A 25,669-nucleotide genomic window follows, 5' to 3' on the forward strand; every position below is an offset into this window, starting at 1 on the left:
AACACCAAGTGGAGTAACCATGTCGTTAGACGCATTATTTGATAGACCAAGTGCGAAGTCTTCTTTGGTAGAGAAGTACATAGCCTTTAAAAAAGAGCATCCAAAGGCTCGACAACGGGATGTCGCTCAGGGGCTAAACGTCCCTGAGGCAGAGTTGATTAGCAACCAACTGGGTGTGCAGAGTTTGTATTTAAACGGGGACTTCTCGTCCCTGCTTAAAGATCTACCGAGCCTAGGTTATGTGATGATCCTTATGCGCAACGATTATGCTGTGCATGAGCGTAAAGGCATTTATGAAAACGTCAAAGTCGGTGGCCCAATGGGAATGGGTTTAATAATTTCCTCGGACAACCGTATTGATTTACGGTTGTTTTTAAGACGCTGGAAACATGGCTTTGCTGTGCGCGAACGTTTGCAAACAGGTGAGCGTTTGAGCTTGCAGTTCTTTGATGAATCCGGTGTTGCGATCCAAAAGCTCTATCTTCAAGACAACAGTAATGTCGAGGCTTATGAGCAATTATTAAGCCGCTACAGAAATACAGATCAATCTACAGCGATTGATTTTGTTGAAGTCGCTGAGCCCGCGCCTTTGGTGGATGTTGCCGCCATTGATCAGCAAGCGTTGCAAGAGGATTGGTCGAACATGACAGATGTTCATCAGTTTGTTGGGCTACTGAAGAAATACGCGGTAACCCGCGAGCAGGCATTTGACATTGTCGGTGAAAAATATGCCCAACCCTTTGATGTGACTAAATTGAAAGCCGTCCTTAACAGGTTGGCGGAAGAGCAAGTGCCCATCATGTGCTTTGTTGGCAACAATGGGGGGATTCAAATTCACTCAGGAGAAATTCACTCGGTAGTGGAAATGGGGGATTGGCTGAATGTTCTCGATCCAGAGTTTAATTTGCATCTACTAATGAGCGGTGTAAAGAAAGGTTGGCTGGTAAGAAAGCCAACCTCTGATGGCATTATTACATCACTGGAACTATACGATGATCAAAGTCGTCAAGTTGCTCAGTTCTTTGGTAAGCGGATTGAGAAGAGCCCGGAGAATTTAGCTTGGCGTCATGTTGCTGAAGCGACATTGGTTGCTTAACTTAATGACAACCTAGCTAAACGGATAAATTCAGCGTCATAAAAAGGAGTGCCTCGGCACTCCTTTTTTGTTCATGGTGTCCTATCCAAAAATAGGCTGACGAAAATTACTGCTGAGTATCCAGCACAATGGTCGGTTTTGTTTGAGCTGAGAACTGATGGTAGTCTGCTTTCACCCCATACACTTGATTTAAATAATCCCTTTGCAGCACAGTTTTGGCTTCACCCTGTACAACAACTTCCCCTTTGCTAAGCAGAATTAATTGATCCGCAAAGCTTGCGGCCAGAGATAGGTCATGTACCACAGCCAGTACGCCAATATTACGTTTGGTAAGCTCTTTCGCCAAAGTGAGCACATGGTATTGATGGAAAATGTCTAGGCTTGAGGTAGGCTCATCCAATAACAGGAAGCGTGCTTCTTCCTGCTCATAAGGGAACCAGAGTTGTACCAGCACTCTGGCAAGCTGAGTACGTTGTTTTTCTCCACCAGAAAGGGTCATAAAGTTGTTCTCACTTAAATGTGAGATGCCCAAATACCCCATAGCCTCATGAACAATTTGCCTTTTTTCCTGTTTGGATATTTGCCCTTCGTAGGCATAGCAGCCCATGGCGACAATTTCGTGAACGGAAAAACTAAAGCCCATTTCATAAGACTGAGTCATCACGGCACGGGTTTTGGCCAGTTCCATCGCGGAATATTCCCCGATGCCCTTATCATTAATGGTTACCTGACCCTGTGAGCTGACAATGTCGCCGCTGCAGGCTTTTAATAGGGTCGATTTCCCCGCGCCATTAGGGCCGATTAAGATGGTTAGCTCGTCAGTAGCACTGGATAGATTGATATTCTTAAGGCAAGGTTTGCCATTAAACATAATAGATAGATTGTGAGTTTTTATAGACATAATCATTACCTAATGGACTAGTTGCTCAAGCGACTTGTCTGCTTATAAAGCACATAAAGGAAAAAAGGGCCGCCCAGTGCGCTGGTTACCAAGCCTATGGGTAACTCGGCTGGGCTAATGGCCACACGAGCTATGATGTCAGTGAGGGTTAGAAAACTGGCACCGAGCAACATGCTGGTCGGGAAAAGATACTTGTGGTCTGGCCCAATAAGGATGCGAACTAAGTGGGGAATCACAAAGCCGACAAAACCTATCATGCCACTGATAGAAACCGCAGCACCTATGGCGATAGCGGTAAATAGAAATACTTGTTTTTTGAGCTTAGCAACAGGGACGCCTAAGTGCTGGGCTTGAGCTTCTCCAAGCAAGTAAAGGTTAAGGGGCTTAGCAAGTCTATTAAGTCCAACCAAACTGATGAGGATCAAGGCAAACACCGGCAGGCTTAACGACCAACTATTGCCCCCAAGGCTACCCATGGTCCAGAAGGTGAGTTCTCTTAACTCTGCATCCGTACTGATTAACGTCAGGATGCCGATTAATGAACCGACAATAGCATTTACCGCGATCCCAGCCAGCAATAGGGTAATAATAGTGAACTGGCCTTGGCGGTTGCTGAGTTTGTATATAATTCCACATACCCCAAGACAGCCAAGCATGGCGCCTATGGGTAGGGCGTAGGAGCCAAAATAAGCCATGAAATTAGGTGCGATTGCATTGCCTAGCACTATGATCACTACAGCTCCAAAAGCGCCCCCGCCAGCCACACCAATTAGCCCTGGGTCCGCTAACGGATTACGGAATAGCGCCTGCATGGCGGCACCGCATATTCCTAACGCTGCGCCAACCGCCATGGCAAGAAGAGTACGTGGCAATCGAATTTCCAATAGAACATTGGTGCCCAATGAATAATTGGCAGGGGAGGTGAAACTCAGCAGGTCATCCGCAATTTGCCCTAATGACAGAGGCATAGCGCCAATACTGATTGACAAGACAAAGCCAATCACCAGCAAGCTAATAGAAATAGGGTGGGCGAGATTTTGCCTTAAGCTGCGCTCCGTACTAAGGGTAAGAGTATCCATTACGAACCATGCTCACTGCTATTTTTTGCGTTGTTGTCATACCGGAATTGATAGTCATTCGGTAATGGGTAATCAGCGTAAATCATGGTGCCAAGTTCAATAATGGCTTGGGGGGTTCTAGGGCCAAAGCCTAATAGATAGCCCCCATCTATGCTGTAAACTGCCTTGTTCTTCACAGCGTTTGTGTATTTAAAGTGCGCCAGTTTCTTGACGGCTTCATAAGGTGCGTCATGATGATTCATAACTACGATCACATCAGGGTTAAAGGCTAATGCCGCTTCAGGAGAGAGTTTTACCCAGCCTTTTTCATTCGCTATGGCGTTTTCCCCTCCCGCTTCTAAGATGGTCGTATTAGCGGATGTTTGGCTGCCTGCCGCAATGGGCGTGCCATTTCTCAGTGTTAATAAAAACAGTACTTTAGGTTTTTCAATAGAAGATGCCTTCAGTTGAGTGCTGGCAAAAGATAGGGCGTCTATGTCCACCTGAATTTCATTGACTAAGTTTTCACCTTTGTCCTGAACCCCTAACAACCTTGCAACGTGACGGATTTTCTCTGGAATAGAAGCAAGGGTACCGTCCTCTTCAATGATGGCTGTTGTTAAGCCAACGGCAGCAACTTGTTCCAATGCTTTGCTTGGGCCTGTATCGTTTTCACCAATCAGTAAATCAGGGCTGAGAGATAACACCCCCTCAACTGAAATGCTCCTTACATAACCTAGTAATGGGTGCGTTTCGTCAGCATTTTTGTACGTGCTGGTGGAATCGACGCCAACAATTCGTTGCTCTTCGCCTAGTCGATAGATGATCTCGGTGATAGATCCCCCCGCAACAGCAATGCGGTCTGCCGCGTGAAGAGGCATTTGAAGCATTGCCAAAAAAAGAGAAGATGCTGTGATTTGTCGTAGAAGGGTCATATTAGAAGCCTAGTTAAATAGAATTAACAAAATGATAATCATTATCAAATGAAAGTCAATTTTATATTGCCTATGGCGACTTGTTTACTTGCATAGGTGTTAAACGTTAAGGGAATTTTCGAGGCAAGTGAGGGAAGGCGCTTAATCTAGGACAAGATCGTTTCCGTTTGTGCTTTTGTTGATTAAAATGGCGGCAAATAAATAAAAGGATAGTTATGATGAGACACCAATATCACCCATTAGGTTTTGAAGGTTCACGTATCGCCCAAGGCTTTTGGCGAGCCAATGAATGGCAAATGTCATCTGCTGAATTGCTCAGTTTCGTGGAGTCTTGCGTGGAGTTAGGGGTGACCACTATGGACCATGCGGATATCTATGGTGACTATCAGTGTGAGGCGCTTTTTGGGCAGGCGCTGGCGTTGAAGCCTTCTCTACGCGAAAAAGTAGAAATCGTAACCAAATGTGGCATTTTGCTACCTAGTTCCCACAAACCCGATATTAAGGTACACCGCTACGATTATCGTGCTGAGCATATTATCGCCAGTGTCGATCAATCCCTTGCCAGCTTAAAATGCGAATACATTGATACCTTGTTGATGCATCGTCCAAGCCCATTAATGGATGCGGATGAAGTGGCTCAGGCTTTTGATTTGCTGTTTACCCTAGGTAAGGTTAAGCACTTTGGTGTATCGAATTATTCCCCAGCACAATTTGATTTGCTGCAATCCCGTGTCGAGGCGCCTTTGGTGGTGAATCAAGTAGAGCTATCTGCTTTAGAGCTAAAACACTTTAATGATGGCTGTCTGGATCATATGCAGCAGCATGCAGTAACACCTATGGCTTGGTCTCCTTTAGGTGGTGGCCGCTTGTTCTCATCCAACGATGAGTCCTCCCTAAGAGTGCGCAATGTGCTAACAGAACTTGCAGATAAGTATGAAACGGGTATTGATCAGTTAGCGTTAGCCTGGTTACTACGCCACCCTGCGGGAATTTGCCCAGTGGTGGGCTCAGGGAATCTTGAGCGCTTAAAGCTTGCCGCAGCTAGCCTTGCCATCACATTGAGTGATGATGACTGGTTCAAAGTTTGGATTGCCTCACAAGGTCATTCCGTCGCCTGATGTCGTTCCCAAGAGTAAGGATAGGTAGGATTAAACATAAAAAATAATTATGTCAATTTTATTTTTGTTACTCTTGGTCTTTAAGTTGTAATATTTCGTAATAAGGTAAGGGAAAAATTCTTACAATTTCATATACTCCCAAAAAACTATAATTATAAATTGGGAGTCACCTATGAAAAAAAATCTTCTAATCAACTTCTTAGCTTTGATTATGTTGGTCCTAACTAGCGCTAATGTTATGGCTGCTAACTTAGCTAAGCCATCAGGCAAAGTTATCCTTACAGTATCTGGGAAAATTAGTCATACCAATGTTGGAGATACAGCTCAGTTTGATAGAGCTATGTTACGGGCGCTTGGTGTAAGTGATTTACAAACTGAGACTCCCTGGTCAGAGGGCAGCGATTTGTATCAGGGGCCATTACTATCGACTTTACTAAATGCAATAGGCATACAAGGTAGCTCATTAAAAGTGACAGCCTTGAATGATTATAGTGCCATAGTCCCTTCGGAAGATGCTGATAAATACAATGTTCTATTAGCAATGGATATTAATGGTAAGCCTATGTCAGTTCGTAACAAGGGGCCTTTATTTATCCTTTATCCATTCAGTGACCAACCAGAGCTAAATAACGAAGTAATACATAATCGATCTGTTTGGCAGATCAAGTCCATAGTTGTCCAATAGTCACTTTATGAAGTGGTTTTTCTCAGGCGATTCATTCAGCCATCTCGTTTTTAAGCGTACACCTATCCCTATTATGGTGAGTGCAGCTGTCATATTTATGGCAGCTGCCGTGGGTACGTTCTACGAACTTGTAGAGAAGCAAAAAGTAATAATGTCTGCTGTTGAAGAGGATGCCCTTTGGGCTTCTTATCAGCTAGATAGAGAAGCACTGAAGTTACGCAATGCTTTAAAGTTGCTGGAAGATCAGCCTGACGAGGTTCGCTTAGAAGAGGCGAAAAATCGCTTCGATATTCTCTATAGTCGATTGAATGTAATTAAGCATGGTCAACTGAGGCAAGTCTTTTTACGCCTGCCGAATTCTGAGGAAGTGACACAAAATATCACTGACAAATTGAACCACATGGATGCTTTATTATTCAATGATGGAGCTATTGTCAATGTGACCTCTATTCTTGAGGGTAGCAATCAGGTTCTACAGTTTACGGAAGATATTGTTTTAAGCTCTCTTGCAATGCGCTCAGTAGAAAAGGTTGAGCGAAGGGAAGGTTCTTATGACTTATTTATCAAGCTTGCAAGCCTTATTGCTATTCTTACTATCACAGTAATGTTCATCATATATATGCTATTCAAGCAGTTACGCTTAAGGACTAAGTCATATCATAAGTCACTTGAGCTTACTCGTAAGCTCGAAACTGCGGTGGAAGAGGCGCAAGTAGCTGTAAAGGTTAAATCAGAATTTATGGCGACAATGAGTCATGAAATTCGAACACCTATGAATGCAATTATCGGCTTTAGTTATTTATTAATGGAAGAGGAGCTTACTCCTAAGGCCCGTGACCGTGTTAAAAAAATTCAAACATCGGCAGATAGTTTGTTGCACATCATAAATGGCATTTTAGAGTTTTCGAAGCTGGAATCTGATGGCGTTGAGCTTGAAGAATCGGAATTTAGTTTGGATCAAGTTCTGGATTATGTCTTTCATGTTAATGCTGAGATGGCTGCCAGCAAAAAGCTTCACTTCTGTGTGTCCCGAGGTTTCGAAATAAGCGATCTACTAATCGGCGATCATAATCGGTTACAACAAATACTTATTAATCTACTCGGAAACGCGATTAAGTTCACGCCTACAGGTCGAGTGGATTTACGAGTAACTAAGCAACATAACCAGTGTCTCATTATTGAAATAGCTGATACTGGTGTAGGTATCGCCAAGGGAGTCGATGTATTTGAAGCGTTTAAACAAGCTGATAGTAGTACAACTCGTTTATATGGTGGTACTGGGTTGGGTTTAAGCATTACTCGTCAACTCGTTGAATTACTGGGTGGAGAGCTAAGCTATGAAAGCATTGAAGAGAAAGGGACAGTTTTTAAAGTTAGCTTACCCTATCGCCCTGCCTTTAATGAATGTATATCGTATCAATCTGTTAGCTTTATGAATGATGATGCCGACCTCATATTATTTTTAAATGATGCAGGATTTAATCAAGGGCAAAGGTTGAGCGAAGAAGATCTGCTCGCATCAATTTCTAACTGCAATGTAAATAATCAACCCCCTCTAATAGTGAGTGATAAACGTTTTTTCGAATTGTCTAAAGCCTATTCAGATAACATTTCTCAATTGGTTAAGATATGCGCAGTCTATTGTAAGGATAAAAAGGCAGCGCTTTCCGAATCTTGTTCAATGTTGATTACGCCAAGTGAAGTCAAAGCGCTTATTGAGGAGAATATTGCGTATTCATCTAATAATGAACAGATGGATTTAATTCCAAGTTACCTAAGAAAAAGTGATTTTTTAATAAGCAATAAAAAGATCCTATTGGCCGAAGATAATAGTGCGAACGCAAATATAGTCTGTGATTTATACCGCAAGATAGGTATTGAGGTTGATTGGGTGGAAAACGGTCAGCTAGCCTTTGAGAAAGCAACAACAAAAAAATATGATCTGATTCTCATGGACATTCGTATGCCTGAAATGGACGGTTTTGAAACGACTGAACGCATTAGAGGAAAGCTACAAGATACTACCCCACCTATCATCTGTCTGACAGCTGATGTGGTGAATACAGATTCAGGTGAGCGCATAGAAAAATGCTTTGATGAAGTCATGTACAAACCTTTAGATAACAAACTTTTAATAGAGACGTCGATCGACTTTTTGAAAAGAAAGGAGTTAGAACAAATCGGTCAATGTGACGATGAAAAAAGTCGAAAATTTTTGGGTGAAATTGAATATATAGAGTCTTTACTTGTTTCTGGTGATATTCAAGCAGAGGAGAGGGTAAAGGCGTTATCTATCGGGATAACAAACAATAAACAAGAAGAATTGCTGAAACAAGTTTTAGTGTATATTGCAGATTACGACTTTTTAGATGCTATCGAGTCTCTGCATGATTTAAAAAAGGTGGTTTAGTCATGAGTTTAAATAGTTATGATTTAGTTAACAATGTCATGCAGGGTTCAAGTTACTCATCTAGTAAGAAGAAAGTATTAATAGTAGATGATGTACCTAAAAATATAGATTTACTAAAGGATATTTTAGCTGAGCATTATCATGTGCAAGTGGCAAAGAATGGCTTGTCCGCATTAAAAATTGTTGCTTTAAGTGCGCCAGATATCATTTTACTCGATATCATGATGCCAGGGATGAGTGGTTTTGAAGTGTGTGAGCATCTAAAAAGTGAGGCATCAACCAAAGATATTCCTGTGATCTTTTTAACGGCCGCAACCGACATGGAGCATGAAATTAAAGGCTTCGATGTCGGCGCAGTTGATTTTATTACTAAACCTATCTCACCAATGACAACTTTATCTCGAGTAGCGACTCATCTTCAGCTGGCAGAGAATGACCAGAATAATAAGAAGATAATAAAGAAGCGAACCAAACAACTTGATCAAGCGCTTGAGTCTGCAGTTTATATGCTGGGTGATATTGGCCACTTCAATGATACGGATACCGGTGTTCATATGTGGCGAATGGCTGACTATAGTGCAGCTCTTGCTAAAGCCCTTGGGTGGAGTGAGGAGGAGGTTGAGTTGTTGAGATTAGCTGCGCCTATGCATGACACAGGTAAGGTGGCAATTCCACATTCAATTCTTAAATCGCCCAACAAATTAAGTGAAGAAGAGTGGGAGGTAATGAGAACCCATACAATAACTGGTCATCGTATTCTTTGTAAAAGTTCCTCACCTCTATTTAAATTGGCAGCAGAGGTGGCGCTGGGTCATCATGAGAAATGGGATGGTACGGGTTACCCTCATGGCCTAAAAGGCGATGAAAACCCTTTGTCTGCACGCATCGTTGGTATGGCAGATGTCTATGATGCCTTAACTATGGAGCGTTGTTATAAGCGAAGCTGGAGTGTTGAAGAAGCATTAAACTATATAGAGGAAGCTTCCGGTAGTCACTTTGACCCTGCATTAGTTAAGGTGTTTTTCTCTATCCAAGAAGAGCTTAAAGAAATACAAGAAAAATGGCGGCTGAAAGAGAGTGTGTCTGGGGAATAGGTCAACATTCCCCAGCCGAATCTAGTCTATCCGCAGCACTTTTTGTATTTTTTGCCGGAACCGCATAAACAGGGATCGTTTCGGCCTATATTCATGGCGGCATTTTTAACGAGAGGCGTATTCTTCTGTACTTCGTGTTCGCCAGAAATGTAAAACCATTGTCCTTTCACTTTTTTGAACAATGAACGCTCACTTAAACGACCAATGTGCTTGCCTTCCTTGAAATGGGCGGAAAAGGAAACCATGCCGGTTTTGTCTTTTTCGAGGCCATTTTCTGTGGCGTTTATCTCAAGTTTGATCCATTGAGTACTTTGGTTGCTGTCTTTAACATCCTCGCCAGTCTGATTCGGCTCATCTTCAAGTTTTTGCGTGGCAGCAATGTAATCAAAATTCCCGAGTGCAAACGCAGAGTAACGCGAACGCATAAGCGCTTCTGCTGTAGGGGCTGTGCCGGGGTTATTGTGGTACATGCCACAGCAAATTTCATAAGGGCTGCCGTTACCGCATAGGCAGTTCTCAGGGGTTGGCATAGAAAGACTCCTTACATCGCCAAATAGTCGCCAAGATGCGTATAATACCTTTTTCTTTAACGGCTAACAGGACTTATTTGTGACCTCAGTGGCTCCAACATCATTTTTTTGGTTTGATTTTGAAACAACCGGGGTAGACCCAGCCCGTGATCGCCCCATGCAATTTGCCGGTATTCGTACAGATTTGGACTTTAACCCTATCGGCGAGCCTATTATGTTCTACTGCCGTCTCGCCGAAGATGTCTTGCCGCAACCTCAGGCTTGTTTGTTAACTGGTATTGCGCCACAGGATGCAAACCGAGAAGGCCTATGTGAAGCCGAATTCATGCAAGCCATAGAGGCGGAATTATCACAACCTGGCACCTGTGCTCTTGGCTATAACACCATTCGTTTTGATGATGAAGTCGTCAGATATGGCTTCTACCGTAATTTCATTGATCCTTATGCGAGAGAGTGGCAGAACAACTGCTCACGATGGGACATTATCGATCTTGTTCGTATGACCTATGCGATTCGCCCCGAAGGCATTGTTTGGCCGAAAAATGAAGACGGGCAAGTGTCTATGAAGCTTGAGGCATTAACGCAAGCCAATGGTATCGCCCACGAGCAAGCCCACGATGCCTTGTCGGATGTGTACGGCACGATCGAAATTGCCAAGCTCATAAAAGCCAAGCAGCCAAAATTGTTTGCGTATTATATGAAAATGCGCCAAAAGCATGAGCTACAGCAGTTTATTGATGTGGCCAGAATGAAGCCTTTTCTACACATTAGCGGCATGTTTGGACAAACAAAGAAATATGCAGGTTTTGTGGTACCCATTGCTCCACACCCTACCAATAAAAATGGGGTGATCGTTTATGATCTCATGGCGGATGCTCAGCCCTTGGTTGACCTAAGTGCTGAAGAAATTCGTCAGCGAGTATTTGCCAGCCGAGACAGCCTTGGTGACATGGCTCGCTTGCCTTTAAAAGTCATTCACTACAATAAGTGTCCTGCGGTTGCGCCGGCGACTTTTCTAAAGGATGAAGAGGTAGTAAAGCGCTTAGAACTTGATGGTGATGTCTGTCGTCAAAATTTAAGCACCATCAAAAAACACTCGGGGCTTGCGGCTAAAGTCAGTGATGTCTATACCCAAGAAGAGCGTCCTATCCTAAAAGACCCTGACCTTATGCTTTATGCGGGGGGCTTTTTTAGTCGTGAAGACAAAGCGCGTATGGAAACCATTCGTAGTACTCCTGCAAACTTATTGGGTGAATTGGAAATGTCGTTCGATGATCGACGTTTACCTGAAATGTTAATGCGCTATATTGCTAGAAACTACCCAGAGAATTTAAGCGAAAGTCAAAGGGAAGAGTGGGAAGAGTACCGACAGCTAAGGTTGCTTGAAAAAGATGGTGGAGGCTCCATTCATATGGATGCTTACTTTGCTGAGCTGAATGCCATAGCCCAAACGCCGGACTTACCACAAAGTAAGCAAATTATGTTACAAGACTTGGCGGATTACGCCCAAAGTATTTACCCGATAGGATAAGGTGTCAGCATGAGTGAGCAGCATAAAGGAACCCACTGGTTAGTTGGGGTAGCCGCATTTGTGATTATCATTGCCGGTTTGAAAGCCGCGTCGCAAATCGTTGTGCCACTCATGTTATCTATCTTTATTGCCATTGTTTGTGCCCCCGTTATGGCCAGTTTGCGCCGTCGACACGTGCCCACTTGGTTGTCTATTCTGCTGGTGGTGGCCTTTATCATGATAGGCATCGGTTCATTAGGGGTATTGGTAGGGGCTTCCTTAGACAGCTTTTCTAGCCAGATTCCAACCTATCGAGCTCGCTTGGCCACTGAAATGTCCAATGCGATAGCCATGCTTAACCAACTGGGTCTGCAAATCTCCTATGATCAGGTGAAAAGTTATGTAGACCCTTCGGTGTTAATGCAGATGGTCGCCAATGCCTTACGTGGTTTAGGCAGTGCCCTTACCAATATGATATTGGTAGTGATGATCGTCGTGTTCATTTTGTTTGAAGCAGTGGAGTTACCAAGAAAGCTGTCTTTGGCCCTCAATGATGCATCTCAATCCTTGCAAGGCTTTCAGTCTTTTATCCAGTCCGTGAATCGTTACCTTGTTATCAAGACCTCGGTCAGTGCTTTAACCGGTGTGTGTATTACGGTTTGGTTATGGTTGTTGGGGGTGGATTTCCCTGTGCTATGGGGTGTCTGTGCGTTTTTATTAAACTTTGTGCCAAACATAGGTTCCTTCATCGCAGCCGTTCCCGCCATTATGTTGGCATTTGTTCAGCTGGGGGCCTTGTCTGCTGGCTTAACCGGCATAGGGTTTTTCGTCGTCAATCTTATTATTGGTAATGTCATCGAGCCACGTTATATGGGCAGGGGATTAGGGCTTTCTACCTTGGTGGTGTTCTTATCTTTGATTTTATGGGGCTGGGTGTTTGGTCCGGTGGGCATGCTGCTTTCTATCCCATTGACCATCATAGTAAAAATCGCACTGGAAGCGAATCCGCGAACTCAATGGTTGGCCATAATGATCGATTCTCACCCGGAAGCTGAGAAAGAAAAATAAGCCAAACATCATCTGTGTGGTGGCGTTTTACTTTTGGTTATTAAATAAACAGTTTTACCTGCATTCTTGGTAGCTTATTTGCATGGGCTGTTATATACTTCGTCTTCAGGTTTTATCCTCGGTATTTCTTGTAAGGTACATCAATGGTGATGCGCCTTATCCATCCCATTAAAAGGTACACATTTACATGTCAGACGCTGATATTCAGCCTACATTCGATTCGTTGGGCTTAATTGCCCCTGTTCTTAAAGCTGTTTCCGACCTAGGTTACGAACAGCCTTCAGCTATCCAAGCGCAAAGTATTCCACATTTATTAGAAGGTCACGATCTTCTGGGGCAAGCGCAAACGGGTACTGGTAAAACGGCGGCGTTCGCGCTTCCGCTATTGTCTCGTCTCGATGCAACAGATAGAACAACCCAACTTCTTGTTTTGGCTCCAACTCGTGAACTTGCTATTCAGGTTTCTGAAGCATTCCAAAGTTATGCTCGTAACATTCCAGATTTCCACGTTCTGCCAATTTATGGCGGCATGTCTTATGACACCCAATTGCGCCAATTGCGCCGCGGTGTTCAAGTTGTTGTGGGTACGCCTGGTCGTGTTATGGACCACATTCGTCGTAAAACCCTAAAACTAGATGGCCTTAAAGCACTGGTTCTTGATGAAGCAGACGAAATGCTACGCATGGGCTTCATTGATGATGTTGAATGGATTCTTGAGCATACTCCTGCTGAACGTCAAATCGCTTTGTTCTCAGCAACTATGCCTTCTATTATTCGCCAAGTGGCTAATCGCCACCTGAATAATCCTAAAGAAGTTAAAATCGTTACGAAAACTTCTACGGCAACCACTATTTCTCAAAAATACTGGCAAGTAAGCGGTCTGCACAAGCTAGACGCGCTAACTCGTATTCTTGAAATGAGCGAACACGATGGCATGATCATCTTTGTTCGTACCAAAGCGGCAACGGTTGAATTGGCTGAGAAGCTAACGGCCCGTGGTCATGCTTGTGAAGCCCTAAACGGCGACATTAGCCAAAATTTACGTGAGCGTACGGTTGATCGCATCAAGAAAGGTCAAATTGACATCTTGGTAGCGACCGATGTTGTTGCACGTGGTTTGGATGTTGAGCGTGTAAGTCACGTTGTAAACTACGACATTCCGTATGACACAGAGTCTTACGTTCACCGTATCGGTCGTACTGGTCGTGCGGGTCGTTCTGGTACTGCAATCTTGTTTGTTGCACACCGTGAGCGTCGCATGTTGCAAGCCATTGAGCGTGCTACACGTCAGCCGATTGAGCGCATGGAGCTACCAACAGCTTCTGATATCAATGAGCAACGTGTTTCTCGTTTCAAACAGCGCATTACTGATACGCTTGATAACGAAAACTTGGATTTCTTCCTTGAGTTGGCGCAGAGCTACCATAAAGACAACGATGTTGATCCATTAAAAATGGCTGCCGCTCTAGCGCACATGGCACAGGGTAAAACCCCATTGCTATTGTCTGAGATGGAAGTTCGTCAAGAACGTCGCGAGCGTCGTGACCGTGATGATCGTCCTTCTCGTGGCGACCGTCCTGATCGTGGTGAACGCCAGCAGCGTAAACAGCGTCCTGTGACAGCTGATGCCATGCCATTAAAAGATGATCCAAACATGAGCATGACTCGTTACGTTGTGCAAGTGGGTTACAGCAACGGTGTTAAGCCTGGCAATATCGTAGGTGCGATTGCCAATGAAGCGGACATCGAAAGCCGTTACATTGGTCACATCGAGATCTATGAAGATTTCGCTACGGTAGATTTGCCTTCAAACCTAACCGCTGATGCGATTGGTAAACTAGGCAAAACACGTATTTGTGGTCAGCGTTCTGAAATCGCTGTGTTGGAAAATGCAGACGAAATGAATAAACGTGCTGCTGCGCCTTCTCGTAAACGTCCTTCTGGTGATCGTCGTCCTGGTGGACGTGACCGTCGCCCGTCTAACGGCGGACGTGACCGTGATAGCCGTGAGCGTCGCCCAAGAGCGCCACGTAAAGACAGCTAATTGTTAGTTTATAAAAAACCGCTTTATTGCGGTTTTTTTTGATTTAAAATTTATTCTGAATTTTGTAATGACTTTTTATAGTGAAAGGTGGGGCAGTAATGAATGAAATAACAATCACTAAGCCGGATGACTGGCATTTACATTTTCGTGATCAAGATATGTTGCTAGAGACAGTGCCAGCTACCGCGCGTTGTTTTGGTCGCGCTGTCGTCATGCCGAACTTGGTGCCTCCTGTGACCACGGCGGAATTGGCGTTGGAATACAAGTCCCGTATTTTAGCGGCGCGTCCTGAAGGCAGTGATTTTGAGCCGGTAATGACAATCTACCTAACCGACAAAACCAGTGTGGAAGATATTAAAGCGGCGAAGCAGGCAGGTGTGTTGGCGGCCAAAATGTATCCAGCTGGCGCAACCACTAACTCTGATTCAGGGGTGAGTTCCTTAGAAAGTCTTTATCCAGTGTTTGAGGCGTTAGCGGATCATGGCATGTTGTTGCTGATTCACGGTGAAGTAACGCAAAAGCATGTGGATATTTTTGATCGTGAAAAAGAGTTTATCGATCAGCACATGGTCAACATAGTGAACAAAGTGCCCCATTTAAAAGTCGTGTTTGAGCACATTACCACCAAAGATGCCGCAGACTTTGTGCTCGGGGCGCGTGAAGGGGTGGCGGCGACCATTACACCTCAACACCTAATGCTGAACCGTAACGATATGTTGGATGGTGGTATGCGCCCACACAACTATTGTTTGCCAGTGCTAAAACGCAGCACCCACCAAGAGGCTTTGCGTGCTGTGGTGAAATCAGGCTCGCCAAGATTCTTCTTGGGAACAGACTCTGCGCCGCATACTAAAGACCGTAAAGAATCGGATTGTGGTTGTGCGGGTTGCTACAGTGCGTGGTCTGCCCTAGAGCTATACACACAAGTGTTTGATGAGCTAGATGCGCTGGACAAGCTGGAAGGTTTTGCTAGCCATTATGGCGCAGACTTCTATGGCTTGCCGCGTAATACCGAAAAGGTCACCCTAGAGCGCAAAGAATGGGTAGTGCCGAGCAATATTGAACTCAAAGGTGGCCATAATATTGTGCCTTTCTACGCAGGCAAAACCGTATCTTGGTCGCTTAAAAAGTAATTTTTAAGTGTGCTAAACAGAAACCGAATTCAGCCATGGGTTCGGTTTTTTTTGTGCCGAAAAAACGGAAAGCGTTTTAGAGTAAAAAATAAGCAGTTAAATTTGTGGGGGGGTAATACAGAAACTAGAACAGAAAAATAGGGGGGAGATTTAAATGGTGCGGATGGAGAGACTCGAACTCTCACGCCGTGAAGCACTGGAACCTAAATCCAGCGTGTCTACCAATTCCACCACATCCGCATGTCGTGTTGACGGCGAGTGATATTACGGATTTATTGCGCTGATGCAAGCTTTTATTTTAAAAAATACGCTTATTTTTTGATGATGCCATGGTGATTTTTTTAGCCTTAAAGCAAGGACAAAAAACCAGAAAAATGCTCTAATTAGTTTTCCTTAATGATCGCTTAAAAATTGAGTAAATCATGGCTAATCACTCGTTCTTTTTGTTAATAAACCCCGTGGATTTGGCAACCTTATTTGTCTTTTTTGCTTGTTGGTGGGGCTATGCCATTTATGCCCAATATAACGCAAAAAGAAAGTCATGCTTGGTGAGTGTATTGCACCAATTTCGTTTGGCTTGGATGTCTCGGTTACTAAGACGCGATAACCGAATTGCTGATGCATCGGTGATGGCTAACTTAGAGCGTAGTAGCCTTTTCTTCGCTTCCAGTAGCTTGCTGATTATTGCGGGATTGTTTACGGCGTTTAATTATTCCGAAAAAGCTCTTGGCATCATTTCAGATTTTTATTTAATGGCGCCCATTAGTCCCCAAGAATGGGAGCTGAAAATCATCGTCTTAGTAGTGATCTTCTCCTACGCGTTTTTCACCTTCACTTGGTCGGTCAGACAATACAACTTTTGTTCAGTTCTCGTTGGCAGTGCCCCCTTGGCCACCGAACGTGGTGTGGAAGAGAGTGAGCGAGAGCTGTATGCCAACCATATGGCGCAGATTTGTAGCCTAGCGGCGAATCAGTTCAACTATGGTTTACGTGCCTATTATTTTGCCATGGCCTTTTGTGGTTGGTTTTTGGGACCGTATTTCTGTATGGCGGCAAGCGTAACTGTTGTCGCAGTGCTTTATCGCCGTGAATTTAGATCAAAAACATTTAAAACCCTTAGCCGAGGTCTGGTTATAAAATCTCATGCTTCCTAATTTTCCTAAAGCTGTATCTGATGAAAACAAACCGGTCAATCGCACCATTAAAGTCGATGACCGTATGTACGATTACCTGATTAATAACTCGGTACGTGAGGCAGACATTTTAACGGCATTGCGCCGAGAGACCGCTCAATATCATATGGCTAGAATGCAACTGTCGCCAGAAGTGGGCCAGTTGTTAGCCTTCCTTATACAACTTCAAGGGGCTAAAAAGTTGCTTGAGGTTGGAGTTTTTACCGGCTACAGCACCTTGTCTATGGCGTTGGCCATGCCTAAAGATGCCAAGCTGGTGGCTATAGAGAAAAAGCAAATGTGGCTCGATATCGCCAAGCGCTATCTGCAAGAAGCTGGGGTTGCTGATCAGGTAGAAACCCATTGTGATAAGGCTTTGCCTGTTTTAGAAGCCATGCTCGATGCTGAATCAAATAGCTTTGATTTTATTTTTATTGATGCGGATAAACAAAACCTACTGGCCTATTATCAGCTGGGTAAGCAATTGCTGCGAGAGGGCGGCTGTATGGTCATCGACAACACCTTATGGTGGGGGAATGTGGCCGATGAATCTTTCGATGATAAAGACACCCGCATTGTTCGAGAGCTGAATGAAACGATTCACCAAGACCAAGAGGTGACGCTTTCGTTAATCCCCATTGGCGATGGCCTGACTCTAGTACGTAAATCCTACTCTTCCTAAGCTATCTCCTGCCTTGTTTTAAATAACCCTAAATTTATTAGGTATTAGCCTCTTGAAATTACAACAAGAGGCTTTATCTATGTTGCATGTGTTTAGTACCCCTTTGTTTTATACAAAGGTTCATTCAAATTAGGAGAAAGCAAAAACATGGCAACTGATACTCAAAAAGAAACGTTAGGGTTTCAAACGGAAGTAAAGCAACTGCTTCATTTGATGATCCATTCTTTGTATTCCAACAAAGAAATCTTTCTAAGAGAGCTTATCTCTAATGCCTCCGATGCAGTAGACAAGCTTCGCTTTGAGTCCGTCGCTAACTCTGATTTGTTGTCTGACGATCCGAATCTACGAGTGCGTGTTGAATTTGATAAAGAAGCCAACACCGTCATCATCGATGACAACGGTATTGGTATGAGCCGTGAAGAGGCCATCACTAACCTAGGTACCATTGCTAAGTCTGGTACTTCAGCCTTCCTTGAACAGCTAAGTGGCGACCAGAAAAAAGACAGCCAACTAATCGGTCAATTCGGTGTTGGTTTTTACTCTGCTTTTATTGTGGCTGACACAGTTTCTGTGGAAACTCGTCGTGCTGGCGCAGCAGGGGATGAAGCGGTTCGTTGGGTATCTGACGGTTCTGGTGAATTTACCATCGAGACGATTGAAAAAGCCACTCGCGGTACTCGCATTACCTTACACTTGAAGTCTGATGAAGCAGACTTCGCCGACAACTACCGTCTACGCTCTTTGGTAACCAAATACTCAGATCACCTTTCCATTCCGGTTGAAATGGAAAAAGTTGTTTACCCTGAGATGGATGAAGAAGGTAACCCTAAGCCAGTTGATGAAACAAAAGCACCAGAGTTCGAAGCGGTTAACTCTGCAAAAGCTTTATGGACTCGTCCACGTAACGAAGTAACGGACGAAGAATACCAAGAGTTTTACAAGCACGTTTCTCACGACTACCAAGCGCCATTAAAATGGTCTCATAACAAGGTAGAAGGCAAACTTGAGTACACTAGCTTGTTGTACATTCCTTCGAAAGCGCCACACGATTTGTGGAATCGTGAAATGCAACGTGGCCTTAAGCTTTACGTACAACGTGTCTTCATCATGGATGAAGCGGAAGCTTTCTTGCCTCCTTACATGCGTTTTGTGAAAGGTGTGGTGGATTCTAATGACCTGTCTTTGAACGTATCTCGTGAGATTCTTCAGAACGACAGTGCTGTTGACTCTATGCGCGCCGCTTTGACTAAACGTGTATTGGACATGTTGTCTAAAATGGCGAAAAACGATGCTGAAGCTTACCAGTCTTTCTGGGATGAATTCGGTAGCGTTCTGAAAGAAGGCCCTGCTGATGACATGGGTAACAAAGATAAGATCTCTGCTTTGTTGCGCTTTAGTACTACTCATACAGATAAAGTTGAGCAAACGGTATCTTTGGCAGACTACGTGTCTCGTATGGCTGAAGGTCAGGATAAGATCTACTACATCTACGCTGAAAACCACAACACGGCGAAAAACAGCCCGCACCTAGAAATCTTGCGTAAGAAAGGTTTCGAAGTCTTGTTGCTAAGCGATCGTATTGATGAGTGGATGATGTCTTCTCTACAAGAGTTTGATGGTAAGTCTTTCCAAGACGTTACTAAAGGCAAACTAGACCTTGCAGAAGAAGAAAACGAAGAAGCGAAGAAAGAGAAAGAAGAGAAAGCTGAACAGCTTAAACCTCTACTAGATCGCATGAAAACTGTGTTGGAAGAGAAAGTAACGGGTGTTAACACCACAGACCGTCTAACGAACTCTCCAGCTTGCCTAGTTGTAGGTGAGTATGACATGGGTCTGCAAATGCGTCGTTTGCTAGAGCAGGCTGGACAAAGCTTGCCAGAGTCTAAGCCAACATTGGAAGTGAACCCTGATCACCCAATCGTGGCGAAAATGGACGCTGAAACCGACGAAGAGCGTTTCTCTGACATGGCATGGTTGTTGTTCGAACAAGCGACCTTGTCTGAAGGCGGACAGCTTGAAGACCCAGCAACCTTCGTTAGCCGCATGAACAAGTTAATCGTTCAACTTAGCAAGTAACACAAACGTTACGCGCTAGCGAACAAACACGAAAGCCCCATACTCACATGAGTATGGGGCTTTCTTCTTTTCGGGTCAGGGTTAAATTTCACTCCCTGCCTAGCACTCCTTGGTGTCCCTTCTGCATAGCAGTATAGAAATGGTTCCTCACGAACCTTTACTATGTATAATAATGATTCTTATTAATTGTGTTGTTTGTTGGAGGGTACATGGAGCTTAATGTTTACATAATTTGCGGGCGTGGTGAAAAGGGTGACAAATTTCAGCTTGGCCAAGTGTTTAATGAAGCCGGCTACTACTTTCAAGGTGAGTACGACCCAACGACCCAGTACAGCAATATGGACGAATTGCAGGAAGTGCTAGCCAACATGGTAAAGGTAGAGAAAGAAGCGCTGAAGATTAATAGAATTAATCTTTAGTTCTTTTGGAAAGGTAAGCAGGGAAATGTAAGTATACTAATTCTGACCTCAATTATTCCATCAAGGAGAATCCATGCCTAACCTACAGATTGATTCATTCCCACCAGAAGTGGCAGAGCAACTTCAGTATTATGTTTATAGGTTAATTGACCCAAGAAATGGGGAAACTTTTTATATAGGGAAAGGTAAAGGGAATCGTGTGTTTGCTCATGCTTGCGGAGATTTTGAGAGAGATTCATTGTCTGAAAAAATTACTAGAATCCGGTCAATAAACCTAGCAGGATTTGATGTCGCCCATGTTATTCATAGGCATGGTTTGAGCGAAAAATCGGCTTTTGAAGTGGAGGCGGCTTTGATAGATGCATACCCAGGTATAACCAATATTGTGGACGGACATGGAAATAGTGATTTTGGGGCCATGCATTCCTCCGAGATTATAAAGAGGTATTCGGCAGAAACTGCTAGATTCCAACACAAGGCTTTGCTTATCAGTGTTAACCGTAGTGCTTTAGAAAGTTCACTTTATGAAGCGACTCGCTATGCTTGGCGTTTGAGCAAACAAAAGGCAAGTCAAGCAGAAGTTGTTTTGGCTACAGTGCAGGGTTTGATTGTGGGGGTTTTTGTGGCAAAAGAGTGGCTAGAAGCTATACCTGAGAATTTCCCAGGAAAAGAGGGTGTTGAAGGTCGCTATGGGTTTGTCGGACACGAAGCCCAACTGGAACTACAAAAGCTATATAAAGGTAAGCGCACACCAGATGAATTTCGCAAGAGAGGCGCATCTAATCCCATAAAGTACACTTGGTAATGGATAATTGGGGACAGAGTTAAACTAAGCTCTTTCTTAGCAATATTAGCTAGAAGTGATAATCTTTCTTTTAATTATACTTCGCCCCGAATATTCATGAGAAGCATCCAAAACGAAGGTAACAAATCGTTTCAGCAGAGCAAAAAATAGCTGGTTTTTGCTCGCTCCTCGCTAACTTTAACCAGCTATTTTATTGCCTCTGAATAAGGCGTTATGGTGATATGTGAAGATTTCTGCTGCTGAAAATTGGTCTAAATGCTATCAAGTTGAGCTTGATGGCGTAGATTTTAAATCAAATGCAAGGAATAGAATTGCGATGGGATTATTGCATTTGAGTCTAGAGCATCATCAATCAATTATTAATTTAGCAAAATGTAATTTGCTAGGCTCTTTATTCGCACTTCTTCGTTGCCAGTTTGAAGCTCTATTAAGAGGGATTTGGTTTCTTCGGTGTGCAAGTGATTCAAATATTGAGAAGTTTGTTGCAAATAAAAATTTGGATTTAGTTGTAAGCTCTCTTATTGAAGATGTTGAAAAAACAGAAGGCTATCAGCATGGTGCGTTGAAGCGATATAAGGCTGGTAAATGGAAAGCTATGAATGACTACACTCATGGAGGATTTTTTCAAGTAGCATCTCGTACTGCAGGTGATGAAATATCAGGGCGCAACCTTTCAGAGCACTTGTCTTGGGCACTAACTGAATCCAATAAGTTATCGTTGTTAGCAATTCTAGATTTATGTCAAATTATAGAGCGGCCAGAGTTGTCGAAAAATCTTTCTGCGACGTATTTTGAATACATTGAAGAATCACCATAACAAGAAATTTAATATGGAAAATTCTGTTTGGCTTTAGTCACTGCGTTCCAACATTGATAATTGAGGTCAGACTTAAATTAGGCCCTTTCCTAGTCGTTCTTCTGGGAGCGATAGCATTTTTTTGTTGAAAGCTTTATTGATAGGCCATAGACAAGCTCAGATGAATCGAGGAAGGAAAAAGCCAGATACTGAGTTTTAATGTTACTCTGTCCCCAAAATTCCCTGTTGTTTTTTGATTTGGTTCATGCGTTTTTGCAGTTCCTTTTCTATTTTGTTTTTGTCGTAAGGTTTCATTTTTTGCCATTGGTTGCACTCGGGACGAGTACGAGCGCAACCTAAGCACCAGCCTTTGGGCCCAGAGAAATCACAAAGGTCGATGCAGGGACTTTTCTGGCGCTTTACCATTCTGGTTCACCTTTCACATCGTTAAGTGTTTGTTCAATGCTGTCTGACAGTTGGCGTAGTCGGTTCAGTTCTTCAAAGATACGTTGTTCTAGGTTTTTGAAGTTAAGTGGCATGGTGCGTTCGCAGATGTGATAGCCCTTGCCGATGGTTTGATAGCCTTTCCAGCTTTTTATACGGCCGCTTTCTAATTCAAGAAATTTTTCAATAAACTCTGGTTGTGAAGGGCAGTCTTCTTCGGCGTGCATGCAGATAGGAAACGACTTTTGTTTGATTTGTGGTGCTTCAATGAAGGTTTCGAAATGAACGCCACCTTGGTTGTGGTTGTGCCAATTTGATTTGTAGAGTTGTAAGTATGGGCCACGGTTGTATATTTCCCAGTCATCGTCAAACCAGCTGGCGTCTCTTAATAGTTTTTCGAGATTACGGAAAACATTTTTTATATCTTTCATAGAATTGAAGTTGTCTTGGTCATTTGAGGTGGAGAGAGCATTGAGTGATTTTACTTCCACCCAATGCTCTATTTTATATTACTAAGGGTGTAAATGTTATTTATACAAACATCTTTCCAATGAGCCGCGTATGTAGTCTTCATCAAGGTTTTTGCCAATAAAGATCATGCGGTTGGTGGGTGTTTCATCTCCCCAGGGTTTTCCAAGTTGTCCGCCAAATAGCATGTGAACGCCTTGATAGACAATTCGATGTTCTTCGTCATGAATAGCAAGTACGCCTTTCATACGATACACATCGACGCCTTTTTCTTGCAGAAACATCCCCATCCAAGCATTGAGGATGTCACCGTCAAATCTGCCTGCTAACTCGATAGAAATCGAGGAAACCGCGTCGTTATGTTCATGCTCGGCATTAAAATAGTGTTCTGCAACAGGGAGGTGCTCGGCGTTGTCTCTGTCTAAAAGCGCTAACTCAAACTCTTCTGGCGTGTGTTGAGAGAACACGGCGATGTCTTGAGCCGTGGCCAGTTCTAATTGAAATTCATAGTGATCTTGGCCTTCAAGCTGTAGGCGGTAGCAGTGATTCCTTTCGCTTAGTGTTTGCCCATGCGAAATAGGCTCGCCAGATTTGGAGAATTCCACAAAGACGGTTTCTGCTAAATCCAATACAGTCGTTTCAGCTGTATGTTTAACGTCAGAGATCAAAAATGCCATGTCTGGATCTGGGCCGTTGGCCATCTTAAAGCGGTATTTACCAGCAGGCAGTTGCCATATTCCACCCCATTCAAATGGGTATTCCGGCTCTAGGAAATTGGGTTTCATGTCCATGGCGCGTTGAATGTTGAATCCACCAATGTCCAGTAATTCGGCAATCGGTGCATCGGCCATGGTTGCAGAATAGAAGCCTGCCATTTGGTTCATGCCTTTTAGGCGCTTTTTCAGGCTAAGCATGTCATCTTCTGTGACCAAATCCGCTTTGTTTAATATGATGCGATCAGCGAAGGCCACTTGTGCCATGACCTCGTCGGTACTTTCGTCAAGGTGAGTGCTGACGTGCTTGGCGTCTACTAGAGTGATGATGCCATCCAGTTCATATTGTTCGCTGATGGAAGGGTCAACAAAAAAGGTTTGTGCCACAGGGCCAGGATCTGCCATGCCAGTAGTTTCTAGAATGACGCGATCGAATTTGTCTTTGCGTTCTGCTAATTCATTTAAAATACGAATAAGATCGCCACGTACCGTGCAGCAAATGCAGCCGTTATTCATCTCGAATATTTCTTCGTCAGCATTGATGACCAGATCTTGATCTATGCCGATTTCACCAAACTCATTTTCAATGACCGCAATGCGCAGGCCGTGATCTTCAGACAGTATGCGGTTTAGCAAAGTGGTCTTGCCACTACCAAGAAAACCCGTGAGTACGGTAACGGGGATGGGGTTAGACATATTGCTCTCCGGAGGTATAAAAAAAGATAATGTTATATTATAACGTATCTTTTTGTAATTGGGACCAAAGTAAAATTAGCCCCTTTCTCAGCAATCTTTCGTAGAATTGATGATCTTTATTTTAATTGTACTCCGACCCTAATTGTTCAATTCACTGTACATGTATATGTGTGAAGACTATACTTGTTCCATTAAACGTACATGTAGAGGTTGTTATGAGAATCGTATCTTTTACCGAAGCTAGAAATAGTCTTAAAGCTGTTTTAGACGGTGTCGTTAATGATGCAGATACAACGGTCATTACACGTCGTGACTCTGAAGATGCTGTGGTTATGTCTTTAGACTATTACAACAGTCTTATGGAGACAGTACATTTACTACGCTCTCCTCAAAATGCTGAACACTTAAACCGCTCAATAGAACAGTACCGTGCCGGGAAAACAACCGCACGAGAGTTAATTGATGAGTAGTAGTCAACGTTTACAATCGTGGACTGATGAAGCTTGGGGTGACTATTTGTATTGGCAAACCCAAGATAAGAAAACGCTTAAGCGTATCAACAAACTTATTAATGATGTGAAGCGTTCTCCTTTTGAGGGTATTGGTAAACCTGAGCCCTTAAAAGAGAACTTATCTGGCTTTTGGTCTCGCCGCATTGACGACACTAACAGACTTGTTTACGCAGTCGATGATCAAGCGATAACAATCATTTCATGTCGTTACCACTACTAAATCCGCTTCAGTGGTTGGGCAACTCATTCAACTCTTAACAGAACCCCTAAAGGGCAGAGCTCTGTTACCTTCGAAATGGCATTAAGGCTAAGGCTGTCAGAGAGTATGAATCTGTTTATAAAATTAAATTAGCAGTTGGTAAACCTGATAAAAATGCAATTTATAAAAAATTAGTGTCTAGGTTAGGGGGGTACGCTATAACAAGCGCCTAAACATAGACAATGGCGGTTAAAACATTCAAAGGAGTGAATGATGATGTTACGCATGTGTGCCTGTATTTTAAGTATGGCTTTCTCGGCTGTGTTGTATGGTCAATACCCAGTGGAGTTAGCAAAGGTGTACGATGACAAGGTGGTCGTCAGCGATTATCTTGTGAGTGAAAAGTACGATGGTATTCGAGCAATATGGACAGGTTCGGAGCTGCTGACAAGAACGGGTAAAACCATTCATGCGCCAGCTTGGTTTACCAGAGGGTTACCCAATATCTGGTTAGACGGTGAATTATGGTCAAAACGCCAAGACTTTGCTTTTATTCAATCCGCCGTTTCTAAACAGACACCTGTTGATCAAGAATGGCGAAAGATCCACTACATGGTGTTTGATGCCCCAGACAAGAATCGAACCTTTACGTTTGAACAAAGAGTCAGCCGTTATACCCGTATCCTCCAGCAAGCCAATCTTTCTCATGTGATTCCGGTAGAGCAATTTACTGTCACAGACAAAACCACGTTATTTAAATTGCTTGATGAATACGTTGCACAGGGTGCGGAAGGCTTAATGCTGCATTTAAAATCAGCGCAATTCAGTCAGGGTCGTAGTGATCACCTGCTTAAACTAAAACCCTATATGGATGCGGAAGCGACAGTCCTTGATGTGTTGCCGGGTAAAGGCAAGTATGAAGGGCAAATGGGGTCTTTATTGGTGGAGTTGCCTTCCGGCATAAGGTTCAAAATTGGCACAGGCTTTAGTGATAAAGAGCGTTCGTCTCCACCAGCCATAGGGAGTAGGGTGACCTTTCGTTATCACGGTTTTACCAATAATGGCGTACCAAGGTTTGCTAGTTTTTTGCGTGTGCGACCCTAGT

General features: G+C 43.5%; 25 protein-coding genes, 1 tRNA gene and 1 pseudogene. 18 read left to right on the forward strand and 9 right to left on the reverse strand.

What is annotated here, in order from left to right; genetic code table 11:
- Positions 1 to 19 precede the first annotated feature (19 nt).
- Positions 20 to 1,096: a hemin-degrading factor gene (locus ACUM5Y_RS11185; protein ID WP_445976959.1), complete on the forward strand. Its 1,077-nt coding sequence runs from the start codon at positions 20 to 22 to the stop codon at positions 1,094 to 1,096.
- Between the two features lie 106 nt (positions 1,097 to 1,202).
- Here the strand turns inward: ACUM5Y_RS11185 and ACUM5Y_RS11190 are convergent, their stop codons facing one another.
- The 3 genes from ACUM5Y_RS11190 to ACUM5Y_RS11200 are packed head-to-tail and all read right to left on the reverse strand — an operon-like array spanning position 1,203 to position 3,990.
- Positions 1,203 to 1,997 carry a heme ABC transporter ATP-binding protein gene (locus ACUM5Y_RS11190; protein WP_445976960.1) on the reverse strand — a complete coding sequence of 265 codons (795 nt, stop codon included), beginning with the start codon at positions 1,995 to 1,997 and terminating at the stop codon, positions 1,203 to 1,205.
- A 17-nt stretch (positions 1,998 to 2,014) separates the two neighbouring features.
- On the reverse strand, positions 2,015 to 3,076 hold the full coding sequence (locus ACUM5Y_RS11195; protein WP_445976961.1) for a FecCD family ABC transporter permease: 1,062 nt from the start codon (positions 3,074 to 3,076) through the stop codon (positions 2,015 to 2,017).
- Positions 3,076 to 3,990 carry a heme/hemin ABC transporter substrate-binding protein gene (locus ACUM5Y_RS11200; protein WP_445976962.1) on the reverse strand — a complete coding sequence of 305 codons (915 nt, stop codon included), beginning with the start codon at positions 3,988 to 3,990 and terminating at the stop codon, positions 3,076 to 3,078. The genes ACUM5Y_RS11195 and ACUM5Y_RS11200 overlap by 1 nt, the downstream gene beginning before the upstream one ends.
- Before the next feature lie 215 nt (positions 3,991 to 4,205).
- Between ACUM5Y_RS11200 and ACUM5Y_RS11205 the strand changes: the two genes are divergently transcribed.
- From ACUM5Y_RS11205 to ACUM5Y_RS11220, 4 genes are all read left to right on the forward strand, one after another.
- A complete protein-coding gene (locus ACUM5Y_RS11205; protein WP_445976963.1) occupies positions 4,206 to 5,108 on the forward strand; it encodes an aldo/keto reductase in 903 nt (300 codons plus the stop codon).
- A gap of 172 nt (positions 5,109 to 5,280) precedes the next feature.
- Positions 5,281 to 5,793, forward strand: coding sequence for a putative pterin-binding protein (locus ACUM5Y_RS11210; RefSeq protein WP_445976964.1), 513 nt, complete (start codon positions 5,281 to 5,283; stop codon positions 5,791 to 5,793).
- Between the two features lie 7 nt (positions 5,794 to 5,800).
- Positions 5,801 to 8,203 carry an ATP-binding protein gene (locus ACUM5Y_RS11215; RefSeq protein WP_445976965.1) on the forward strand — a complete coding sequence of 801 codons (2,403 nt, stop codon included), beginning with the start codon at positions 5,801 to 5,803 and terminating at the stop codon, positions 8,201 to 8,203.
- Positions 8,204 to 8,205: 2 nt separating this feature from the next.
- Positions 8,206 to 9,297 (forward strand): HD domain-containing phosphohydrolase, encoded by a 1,092-nt coding sequence (locus tag ACUM5Y_RS11220; RefSeq protein WP_445976966.1) that lies wholly within the window; start codon positions 8,206 to 8,208, stop codon positions 9,295 to 9,297.
- A gap of 26 nt (positions 9,298 to 9,323) precedes the next feature.
- Here ACUM5Y_RS11220 and ACUM5Y_RS11225 read toward each other — a convergent pair whose 3' ends face one another.
- Entirely contained in the window at positions 9,324 to 9,827 is a 504-nt protein-coding gene (locus ACUM5Y_RS11225) for a YchJ family protein (protein WP_445976967.1), read from the reverse strand.
- A gap of 79 nt (positions 9,828 to 9,906) precedes the next feature.
- Here ACUM5Y_RS11225 and sbcB point away from each other — a divergent pair, with 79 nt between their 5' ends.
- The 4 genes from sbcB (at position 9,907) to pyrC (ending at position 15,582) form a co-directional block, all read left to right on the forward strand.
- Positions 9,907 to 11,358 (forward strand): exodeoxyribonuclease I, encoded by a 1,452-nt coding sequence (gene sbcB, locus ACUM5Y_RS11230; protein WP_445976968.1) that lies wholly within the window; start codon positions 9,907 to 9,909, stop codon positions 11,356 to 11,358.
- Between the two features lie 9 nt (positions 11,359 to 11,367).
- The gene (locus ACUM5Y_RS11235) at positions 11,368 to 12,405 is read left to right on the forward strand and encodes an AI-2E family transporter (protein WP_445976969.1); all 1,038 of its coding nucleotides are present in this window, start codon (positions 11,368 to 11,370) and stop codon (positions 12,403 to 12,405) included.
- Between the two features lie 187 nt (positions 12,406 to 12,592).
- Positions 12,593 to 14,449 carry a DEAD/DEAH box helicase gene (locus ACUM5Y_RS11240; protein WP_445976970.1) on the forward strand — a complete coding sequence of 619 codons (1,857 nt, stop codon included), beginning with the start codon at positions 12,593 to 12,595 and terminating at the stop codon, positions 14,447 to 14,449.
- A 98-nt stretch (positions 14,450 to 14,547) separates the two neighbouring features.
- Positions 14,548 to 15,582: a dihydroorotase gene (gene pyrC / locus ACUM5Y_RS11245; protein ID WP_445976971.1), complete on the forward strand. Its 1,035-nt coding sequence runs from the start codon at positions 14,548 to 14,550 to the stop codon at positions 15,580 to 15,582.
- Between the two features lie 155 nt (positions 15,583 to 15,737).
- Here the strand turns inward: pyrC and ACUM5Y_RS11250 are convergent.
- Positions 15,738 to 15,822, reverse strand: a tRNA-Leu gene (locus ACUM5Y_RS11250).
- Positions 15,823 to 16,004: 182 nt separating this feature from the next.
- On the opposite strand from ACUM5Y_RS11250, the gene ACUM5Y_RS11255 reads away from it, so the two are divergent.
- From ACUM5Y_RS11255 to ACUM5Y_RS11280, 6 genes are all read left to right on the forward strand, one after another.
- On the forward strand, positions 16,005 to 16,736 hold the full coding sequence (locus ACUM5Y_RS11255) for a DUF599 domain-containing protein (protein WP_445976972.1): 732 nt from the start codon (positions 16,005 to 16,007) through the stop codon (positions 16,734 to 16,736).
- A complete protein-coding gene (locus ACUM5Y_RS11260) occupies positions 16,726 to 17,436 on the forward strand; it encodes an O-methyltransferase (protein ID WP_445976973.1) in 711 nt (236 codons plus the stop codon). Before ACUM5Y_RS11255 ends, ACUM5Y_RS11260 begins: the two co-directional genes overlap by 11 nt.
- 147 nt (positions 17,437 to 17,583) lie before the next feature.
- On the forward strand, positions 17,584 to 19,512 hold the full coding sequence (htpG, locus tag ACUM5Y_RS11265; RefSeq protein ID WP_445976974.1) for a molecular chaperone HtpG: 1,929 nt from the start codon (positions 17,584 to 17,586) through the stop codon (positions 19,510 to 19,512).
- Between the two features lie 209 nt (positions 19,513 to 19,721).
- The gene (locus ACUM5Y_RS11270; protein ID WP_445976975.1) at positions 19,722 to 19,931 is read left to right on the forward strand and encodes a hypothetical protein; all 210 of its coding nucleotides are present in this window, start codon (positions 19,722 to 19,724) and stop codon (positions 19,929 to 19,931) included.
- Between the two features lie 73 nt (positions 19,932 to 20,004).
- A complete protein-coding gene (locus ACUM5Y_RS11275; protein ID WP_445976976.1) occupies positions 20,005 to 20,736 on the forward strand; it encodes an LEM-3-like GIY-YIG domain-containing protein in 732 nt (243 codons plus the stop codon).
- A gap of 223 nt (positions 20,737 to 20,959) precedes the next feature.
- A complete protein-coding gene (locus ACUM5Y_RS11280; RefSeq protein WP_445976977.1) occupies positions 20,960 to 21,553 on the forward strand; it encodes a DUF6988 family protein in 594 nt (197 codons plus the stop codon).
- Positions 21,554 to 21,686: 133 nt separating this feature from the next.
- Here the strand turns inward: ACUM5Y_RS11280 and ACUM5Y_RS11285 are convergent, their stop codons facing one another.
- The 4 genes and pseudogenes from ACUM5Y_RS11285 to ACUM5Y_RS11300 all read right to left on the reverse strand — a co-directional run bounded on the left by ACUM5Y_RS11285 (position 21,687) and on the right by ACUM5Y_RS11300 (position 23,853).
- Positions 21,687 to 21,857 carry a hypothetical protein gene (locus ACUM5Y_RS11285; protein ID WP_445977271.1) on the reverse strand — a complete coding sequence of 57 codons (171 nt, stop codon included), beginning with the start codon at positions 21,855 to 21,857 and terminating at the stop codon, positions 21,687 to 21,689.
- Between the two features lie 2 nt (positions 21,858 to 21,859).
- A pseudogene (locus tag ACUM5Y_RS11290) lies at positions 21,860 to 21,958 on the reverse strand (DUF1289 domain-containing protein); the annotation flags it as partial.
- Entirely contained in the window at positions 21,952 to 22,407 is a 456-nt protein-coding gene (locus tag ACUM5Y_RS11295; protein ID WP_445976978.1) for a hypothetical protein, read from the reverse strand. The pseudogene ACUM5Y_RS11290 and the gene ACUM5Y_RS11295, both read right to left, overlap by 7 nt.
- Before the next feature lie 96 nt (positions 22,408 to 22,503).
- Positions 22,504 to 23,853 (reverse strand): CobW family GTP-binding protein, encoded by a 1,350-nt coding sequence (locus ACUM5Y_RS11300; protein WP_445976979.1) that lies wholly within the window; start codon positions 23,851 to 23,853, stop codon positions 22,504 to 22,506.
- Positions 23,854 to 24,068: 215 nt separating this feature from the next.
- Between ACUM5Y_RS11300 and ACUM5Y_RS11305 the strand changes: the two genes are divergently transcribed.
- From ACUM5Y_RS11305 to ACUM5Y_RS11315, 3 genes are all read left to right on the forward strand, one after another.
- On the forward strand, positions 24,069 to 24,323 hold the full coding sequence (locus ACUM5Y_RS11305; RefSeq protein ID WP_445976980.1) for a type II toxin-antitoxin system Phd/YefM family antitoxin: 255 nt from the start codon (positions 24,069 to 24,071) through the stop codon (positions 24,321 to 24,323).
- Entirely contained in the window at positions 24,316 to 24,585 is a 270-nt protein-coding gene (locus tag ACUM5Y_RS11310) for a Txe/YoeB family addiction module toxin (RefSeq protein ID WP_445976981.1), read from the forward strand. Before ACUM5Y_RS11305 ends, ACUM5Y_RS11310 begins: the two co-directional genes overlap by 8 nt.
- A gap of 249 nt (positions 24,586 to 24,834) precedes the next feature.
- Positions 24,835 to 25,668, forward strand: a complete 834-nt coding sequence (locus tag ACUM5Y_RS11315; RefSeq protein ID WP_445976982.1) for a DNA ligase — start codon at positions 24,835 to 24,837, stop codon at positions 25,666 to 25,668.
- Position 25,669: the final 1 nt, after the last annotated feature.

It is taken from the genome of Marinomonas dokdonensis (assembly GCF_052747885.1).